The following is a 6974-nucleotide window of genomic DNA, read 5'->3' as shown; positions in this document are numbered from 1 at the left end:
GGCCCACGGCCTGCCGGTCGCCGTCGGCCGCACGGGCGGCGGAGACCAGCGCCGGTACGTCGTCCCGACCGACCCGCACCGCACCCCCGAAGATGCCGGTGGCCTCGCCGTCGAGCCGATCGACCGGACCGGCGTCGACCACCTGGCCGCGCTCCTCGCGAACGGCCGTCCGACCGCCGGTGGGCGGATCGGTGAGCACCAGCGCCACGGTCGGCCCGACCGGGCTGGTCACCAGATGCCGCAGTACGGCGGTGTGCGCCACCAGGTCCACACCGCTGAGCACCACCGGGCCACCCGCCGTGGCAGCCAGGTCCGCCACCTCGTCCAGGGACGCGGCGAACCGCACGTCGGCCACCCCGGCCCGGCGCCACTGCTCGGCCAGCCGGTCCGTCAGGGAGCCGCCCGGCACCGTCTCCGTCGGCAGGCTCGCGGCCGACGAACCGGCGGCGAGCACGATCGCGAGGGTCACCGGGGAACCGCGTCGTGGTACGCGGCCAGCGCCTCGGCGATGGTGCCGTCGACGCTCAACCGGCCGCCGTCGAGGAAGAGCCCCCGACGACAGAACCGGGTCAGGTCCTTTTCGTTGTGTGAGACCAGCACCAGAGTGCGCCCCTCCCCGAGCAGACGATCGATGGTCGTGTAGCACTTCTTGCGGAACTCGGCGTCGCCCACCGCCGTCACCTCGTCCATCAGCAGGACGGGATGCGGCAGATGAGAGATGATCGCGAACCCGAGCCGGACCTTCATCCCGGACGAGTAGTGCCGCACCGAGGTGTCGATGGCCCGTTCCACCTGGTCACCGGCGAACGAGACGATCTCGTCGAAGTGCCGCTTCAGGTAACCCGACGACAGCCCGTGCAGCCCGCCCACCAGGTACAGGTTCTCCCGGCCGGTCAGGTCGTTGGAGAAACCGGCGGAGAGCTCCAGCAGCGGCGCGACGTCGCCCCGGACCCGGATCCGCCCCTCGTCGGGGATCAACACCCCGGCGATCAGGCGCAGCAGGGTGCTCTTGCCGGTGCCGTTGCGGCCGATCACCCCGAGCGTCTCGCCGGGCGCGACCGAGAAGGAGACGTCCCGCAGCGGCCAGAACCGGCCGTCGGAGGCGCCACGCGTACCCCGGTGGATGAACAGCTCGCGGAGCCGCAACTGCCGACGGCGGTTGCGGACGAACCGGATGCCGAGACCCTCCGCCTCGATGATCGCGTCAGCCATCAGAGTTCCTTGAGCACGGCGGGTTCGAGCCGACGGAACGTCCACCAGCCGACCACCAGGACCAGCAGGCTGATGCCGACGGTGGTGGCGAGCATCCGGGCCTCCGGGAACTCGTCCGGATACCACACCGAGTGGTGGAGCTGGAAGATCCCGACCAGCGGGTTGAGCTCGTAACCCAGCTTGAGCCAACCGGGCAGGCCGGAATCGCGGACCAGGCTCAGTGGATAGATGATCGGCGTGGCGTAGAACAGCACCCGGATGACCAGACGCATGAACCGCTCCACGTCCCGCATCAGCACGTTCGCCGCCGACAGCAGCAGCGCCAACCCGACCAGCAGGGTGGCCTGCACCAGCACCGCCAACGGCAGGGCGAGCAGCGACCACCCCGGGTCGATCTTGCCGTCGGCCGCGTACCAGATCGCGATGGCGCCGAGGATCGGCAGGCCGGCGGCGTACTCGGCGAAACGCCCGGTGACCCGACCGATCGGGAAGACCTGCCGGGGCACGTTCATCGTGGTGATCAACCGGGACTGCCCGGTCAGCGCGTTGGTCGCCTCGCTCAGGGCCGAGCTGGTCCACATCCAGGCGAAGATCCCGGTGATCAGGAACAGCGGGTACGACCCGGCTGCCTCGCCGAGATGCCGGTTGGTGTCCCGGGAGTAGAGGACGCCGAAGACGAACCAATAGATCGCCCCCATGCCCAGCGGCTCGATCAACGACCAGAGATACCCCAGCACGGACTGCTGGTACTTGACCGCGAGATCACGCCGGACCAGGATGCGCAGCGAATTGCGGTGCGACCACAACGCCCCCACGCCAGAGGTCACCGCCGTCTCCCGCCTGCTGAACGGACGACAGGTTAGCAGCCGGTGAAGGTCGTGCGCTCAGCACTCGATCACGTTGACCGCGAGGCCGCCGCGCGCCGTCTCCTTGTACTTGACCTTCATGTCGGCACCGGTCTCGCGCATGGTCTTGATGACCTTGTCGAGCGACACGGCGTGCACCCCGTCACCGCGCAACGCCAGCCGAGCGGCGGTGATCGCCTTGATGCTAGCCACCGCATTGCGCTCGATGCACGGTATCTGCACCAGGCCCCCGACCGGGTCACAGGTCAACCCGAGGTTGTGCTCCATGCCGATCTCGGCGGCGTTTTCCACCTGAGCCGGCGTACCGCCCAGCGCCTCAGCCAACCCGGCCGCCGCCATCGAACACGCCGAACCGACCTCACCCTGGCAGCCCACCTCGGCCCCGGAGATCGACGCGTTCTCCTTGAACAGCACGCCGATCGCCCCGGCCGTCAGCAGGAACCGCACCACCCCCTCGTCGGAGGCTCCCGGCACGAACCGCGTGTAGTAGTGCAGCACCGCCGGGATGATCCCGGCCGCACCGTTGGTCGGCGCCGTCACCACCCGGCCGCCGGCCGCGTTCTCCTCGTTGACCGCCAGCGCGAACAGCGTCACCCAGTCCATCACGTGCAGCGGATCCCCGTCCGGCACCACCGTGTCGGTCTCCAGGCTGCGGCGCAGCTCCGCCGCGCGGCGGCGCACCTTCAACCCGCCCGGCAGCGTGCCGTCCCGGGAACAGCCGCGCTCCACGCACTCGCGCATCACCCGCCAGATGTCCAGCAGCCCGGCCCGTACGTCCGCCTCGGCCCGCCAGGACACCTCGTTCGCGAGCATCACCTCGCTGATCGACAGCCCCGTCGAGGCGGTCACGCCGAGCAGTTGCGCGCCGGTCAGGAAGGGATACCGCACCGGCGTACCGTCCGGCTTGATCCGATCCGCCCCGGCCGCCGCCTCGTCCACCACGAACCCGCCGCCGACCGAGTAGTAGGTCCGCGTCCGGACCTCGGCCCCACCGGCGTCGAAGGCCGCGAAGACCATCCCGTTCGGGTGGTACGGCAACGACCGCCGCCGGTGCAACGTGAGATCCCGGTCCCACTCGAAGTCGATCTCGTGCGTGTCGAGCAGCGCCAGCCGACCCTGCTCCCGGATCCGCGCCACCCGCGCGTCGACCCCGTCGGTGTCCACCGTCTCCGGCGACTCACCGGTCAACCCGAGCAGCACCGCCCGATCACTGCCGTGCCCGTGCCCGGTGGCACCGAGAGACCCGAACAGCTCCGCCCGTACCCGGGCCACGTCCGCGAGCAGACCATCGGCCTTGAGCCCCGCGACGAACGTACGCGCCGCCCGCATCGGTCCCACCGTGTGCGAGCTGGACGGCCCGATGCCCACGCTGAAAAGGTCGAACACACTGATCATGACTGCACTTCCTCGCCCTGCCCCGGGGTCACCGGTCAGCGGCCCGCCGAAAGAGGTGGCCGCCCCCATCCGGACGCGGCCCGCCAAACGCCCTGGTAAGAGCGCCCAACCCACCGACCGTACCCCCACCGCCTTCCCCCCACCCCACCCCGCACCCCACCGCCCGACCCTCCCCGGCCCGGCCCGGCCCGGCCCGGCCCGGCCCGACGATCATGGACTTGTGGTCGAGGTTCCGGGCTGGTTTGCACCTTTCGCGCCTACCGCAACTCCTTGATCGACGAACCCTCGCCACGGGTCCTTGATCGACAGGCCGCACCACGACGGGACGCACCACGGCGGCAGCCTCGCCACGGGTCCTTGATCGACGCGGGGGTCGGGGTTTGCTCGGGGAGGGGTGGCCGGTGCGGTCGCGGGTAAGTACCTACGGGTGGGCGCGGTGAGGTTCGTTCTCGCGGGCGAGGGCGCGGGGGTCATCCGCTCCTAGCGTTGATGACATGGAGCGGCGGATCGCCGCAGAGGGGAAGTACCACCATGAGTCGCAAACTGGTCCGGCCCCGGCAGGGGCGCATGTTCGCCGGAGTCTGCGCGGGCCTGGCCCAACGCTTCGGCACCTCCGCCGGAATGATCCGGCTGTTGTTCCTGCTGTCGCTGCTGCTGCCCGGCACTCAGGTCGTCATCTACCTGGCACTCTGGATCATCATGCCCAACGAGGACCGTTACCTCGTCGCAGGCCACTGAACCGCAGACCACACTGAACCGCAGGCCACGCTGAACCGCAGACCACCGAGTCCCAGGCCGCCGAGTCCCGGGCCACTGGGCCGCAGGCCACTGATCGGTCCCGCCCCGTCCGCGACGCCCCGTCCGACCCGGTCGCCGGCGGGGCGGCCCCGGGCCCTGTCCACGCAACTTCATGGATAGTGCTGCCTCACACCACCCGCGAGGCAGCAACAACCATGAAATTGCTGCCTCGCCCCCTCCCGTCGGAAGGGGTTGGAGGGGACGACCGACCGCCCCGCCAACAGGTCTAGACGACGGCCGGCGGGGCGGGGCAAGTGCGGGGGGTCAGGGAGCGGTGTAGGTGATGGTGACCTGCTCGAAGCCGAGCGACCCGAGCAGGCCGGTCAACATCTTGCGGGTGTTCTCCTCGGCACGGGCGTTCAGGCCGCTGTCCCGGGCGGCGGCGGTGATCCGGTCCTCGGCGAGCTGATAGACCTGCTGCTGCCGGTTCGGGTCGCCGCCGATCAGGTCGCCGACGCGGTTGAGCAGCCCGCGCTCCTCCGCGAAGACGTAACTCTTGTCGAGGTCGAGGTTGGTCTTGGCGAGCTGCGGGGCGGGCAGTTTGACCTCGACGGACTTGCCGTCAGCGGACTGCACGATCGCGCCTTCGCCGAGGGTGCCGAAGTCGACGTACGCCTCGACGCTGCCCGACCCGACGAACAGCGTGCGCTGGTTGAGTAGCCAGTCCGGCACGTTGCGCCGGTCGTTCTCCAGGTCGACCACCACCTGGAAGTTGCCCTCGGCGGCGACGTAGCGGCTGAGGTCCTGCATCGACTCCAGTAGCGCCGGCTGGGTGCGGTCGGTCTGCTCCTTGCTGAACGGGTTGCGGAACTCCGGCAGGAGCCCGGTGGTCTGGACGCCGAGCAGCACCACCACCGCCATCGCCGCGGCGCCGAGCACCCAGAGCAGGGCCCGCGCGGCACCACCCCCGCCGCCCGGTGGCACGGGCGGGGCATCCGGCCGGCCCGTGCTCTCCTCCTCGGGCTGGTGGTCGGCAAACGTGCTGGTGGGCTCGTTGATGTCGCTGTCGCGTGCCATCGCCCTCACCGTCCTTGTCAGACGCGTTGTCTGTGATGACGGTAAGCCCCCGGTACGACAGCCGCTCGTCGAGTCGCCCGAACGTGTGTTTCCGCAGGTCAGAAGCGTGAATGATCAGGTGAACGCGGAAACGCCGGTGAGCCGCTGCCCGATCACCAGTTGGTGGATCTCGGAGGTGCCCTCGTACGTCAGGACGCTCTCCAGGTTGTTGGCGTGCCGCATGACGGGATAGTCGCCGGAGACGCCGTTGGCACCGAGGATGGTCCGGCACTGGCGGGCGATGGCCAGCGCCTCGCGGACGTTGTTGAGTTTGCCCACGCTGACCTGCTCGGGACGCAACCGACCGGCGTCGGCGAGCCGGCCGAGGTGCAGCGCCAGCAGGTAGCCCTTGTGCCACTCGACCGCCATGTCGGCGAGCTTGGCCTGGGTGAGCTGGAAACCGGCCAGCGGGCGACCGAACTGGGTGCGGGTGGTCGCGTACGTGAGGGCGGTCTCCAGGCAGTCCCGGGCCGCGCCGAGCGCACCCCAGACGATGCCGTGCCGGGCCTCGGTCAGACAGCCCAGCGGCGCCTTCAACCCCATGGCCTCGGGCAGCCGGGCGTCCGCCGGCAGCCGGACGTCGTCGAGCGCGATCTCCCCGGTCACCGAGGCGCGCAGGGACATCTTCCGGCCGATCTCGCGCGCCGTGACCCCTGGCGTGTCCATGGGTACGGCGAAACCGCGCACGCCGTCGTCGGTGCGCGCCCAGATCACCGCGACGTCGGCGATCGGGGCGTTGGTGATCCACATCTTGGTGCCGTGGAGGATCCAGTCGTCGCCGTCGCGGCGGGCCCGGGTGGCCATCGACCCCGGGTCGGAGCCATGGTCCGGCTCGGTCAGCCCGAAACAGCCGATCGCCTCGCCGGTCGCCATCGCGGGCAGCCAGCGCTGCTTCTGCTCCTCGCTGCCGTAGCGCCAGATGGCGTACATGGCCAGCGATCCCTGCACCGAGACCAGGGAGCGGACGCCGGAGTCGCCGGCCTCCAACTCCAGGCAGGCCAGCCCGTACGCGACGGCCGTGGAGCCGGCGCAGCCGTACCCGGTCAGGTGCATGCCGAGCAGACCGAGGGCGCCGAACTCGCGGGCCAGATCGCGGGCGGGCACCTCACCGGCCTCGTACCAGCCGGCGACGTGCGGGCGTACCCGCTCGTCCACCACCCTGCGCACGACGGCGCGGATCTGCCGCTCCTCCTCGGTCAGCGACGAGTCCAGGTCCAGCAGGTCCACGCCCACACCCTAACGAAGGCTCAGCAGGAGGTGTCGGGTCACTCGATCGCTTCGGCGAGGACGAACACCCGGGCGTGGATCTGGTTGCGCTGTTGCAGGGCGGCACGCAACGCGCGGTGCAGGCCGTCCTCCAGGTAGAGGCCGCCGTTCCACTGCACCACGTGCGGGAACAGGTCACCGTAGAAGGTGGAGTCCTCGGCGAGCAGCTTGTCCAGCGCCAACTCCCGTTTGGTGGTGATGAGCTGATCCAGCCGCAGCGGCCGGGGCGGGATCTCCGCCCACTGCTTGAGGGTCAGATTGTGTTGCGGGTAGGGACACCCGTCCCGGACCGCTCTGAAGATCACGACGGCACGCTCCTCCCCCTGGTCGGGCCGAACCACGACGCCCTCGCGGGCCGGGTCGCGGCGGGGCGCCGCGTGC

Annotated in this window: 7 protein-coding genes and 1 pseudogene; 1 reads left to right on the top strand and 7 read right to left on the bottom strand. The window is 70.4% G+C overall.

The features are described 5' to 3' along the window. The 4 genes and pseudogenes from EYA84_RS22765 to EYA84_RS22750 all read right to left on the bottom strand — a co-directional run. Positions 1-469: pseudogene (locus tag EYA84_RS22765) on the bottom strand (CDP-alcohol phosphatidyltransferase family protein); the annotation flags it as partial. Beyond that, positions 466-1212 (bottom strand): ABC transporter ATP-binding protein, encoded by a 747-nt coding sequence (locus tag EYA84_RS22760; protein WP_131055152.1) that lies wholly within the window; start codon positions 1210-1212, stop codon positions 466-468. The gene EYA84_RS22760 and the pseudogene EYA84_RS22765, both read right to left, overlap by 4 nt. After that, entirely contained in the window at positions 1212-2039 is an 828-nt protein-coding gene (locus tag EYA84_RS22755; protein ID WP_131055150.1) for an ABC transporter permease, read from the bottom strand. The genes EYA84_RS22760 and EYA84_RS22755 overlap by 1 nt, the downstream gene beginning before the upstream one ends. Before the next feature lie 57 nt (positions 2040-2096). Beyond that, complete coding sequence (locus EYA84_RS22750) at positions 2097-3473, bottom strand: L-serine ammonia-lyase (protein ID WP_131055148.1); 1377 nt, start codon at positions 3471-3473, stop codon at positions 2097-2099. A gap of 531 nt (positions 3474-4004) precedes the next feature. Here EYA84_RS22750 and EYA84_RS22745 point away from each other — a divergent pair. Then, on the top strand, positions 4005-4211 hold the full coding sequence (locus EYA84_RS22745) for a PspC domain-containing protein (protein WP_131055146.1): 207 nt from the start codon (positions 4005-4007) through the stop codon (positions 4209-4211). Between the two features lie 324 nt (positions 4212-4535). Here EYA84_RS22745 and EYA84_RS22740 read toward each other — a convergent pair whose 3' ends face one another. From EYA84_RS22740 to EYA84_RS22730, 3 genes are all read right to left on the bottom strand, one after another. Next, entirely contained in the window at positions 4536-5288 is a 753-nt protein-coding gene (locus EYA84_RS22740) for a DUF4230 domain-containing protein (protein WP_131055144.1), read from the bottom strand. Positions 5289-5402: 114 nt separating this feature from the next. Further along, positions 5403-6554, bottom strand: coding sequence for an acyl-CoA dehydrogenase family protein (locus tag EYA84_RS22735; RefSeq protein WP_236145911.1), 1152 nt, complete (start codon positions 6552-6554; stop codon positions 5403-5405). A 38-nt stretch (positions 6555-6592) separates the two neighbouring features. Continuing rightward, a complete protein-coding gene (locus EYA84_RS22730; RefSeq protein ID WP_131055140.1) occupies positions 6593-6898 on the bottom strand; it encodes a type II toxin-antitoxin system VapB family antitoxin in 306 nt (101 codons plus the stop codon). Positions 6899-6974 lie beyond the last annotated feature (76 nt).

It is taken from the genome of Verrucosispora sp. SN26_14.1, from assembly GCF_004307965.1.
GTDB lineage: Bacteria > Actinomycetota > Actinomycetes > Mycobacteriales > Micromonosporaceae > Micromonospora.
This window is presented reverse-complemented; position numbering and strand designations above follow the sequence as displayed.

Coding starts and splice junctions, on each gene's coding strand:
- EYA84_RS22760 (WP_131055152.1), bottom strand. CDS start 1,212: ATGGCTGACGCGATCATCGAGGCGGAGGGTCTCGGCATCCGGTTCGTC.
- EYA84_RS22750 (WP_131055148.1), bottom strand. CDS start 3,473: ATGATCAGTGTGTTCGACCTTTTCAGCGTGGGCATCGGGCCGTCCAGC.
- EYA84_RS22745 (WP_131055146.1), top strand. CDS start 4,005: ATGAGTCGCAAACTGGTCCGGCCCCGGCAGGGGCGCATGTTCGCCGGA.
- EYA84_RS22740 (WP_131055144.1), bottom strand. CDS start 5,288: ATGGCACGCGACAGCGACATCAACGAGCCCACCAGCACGTTTGCCGAC.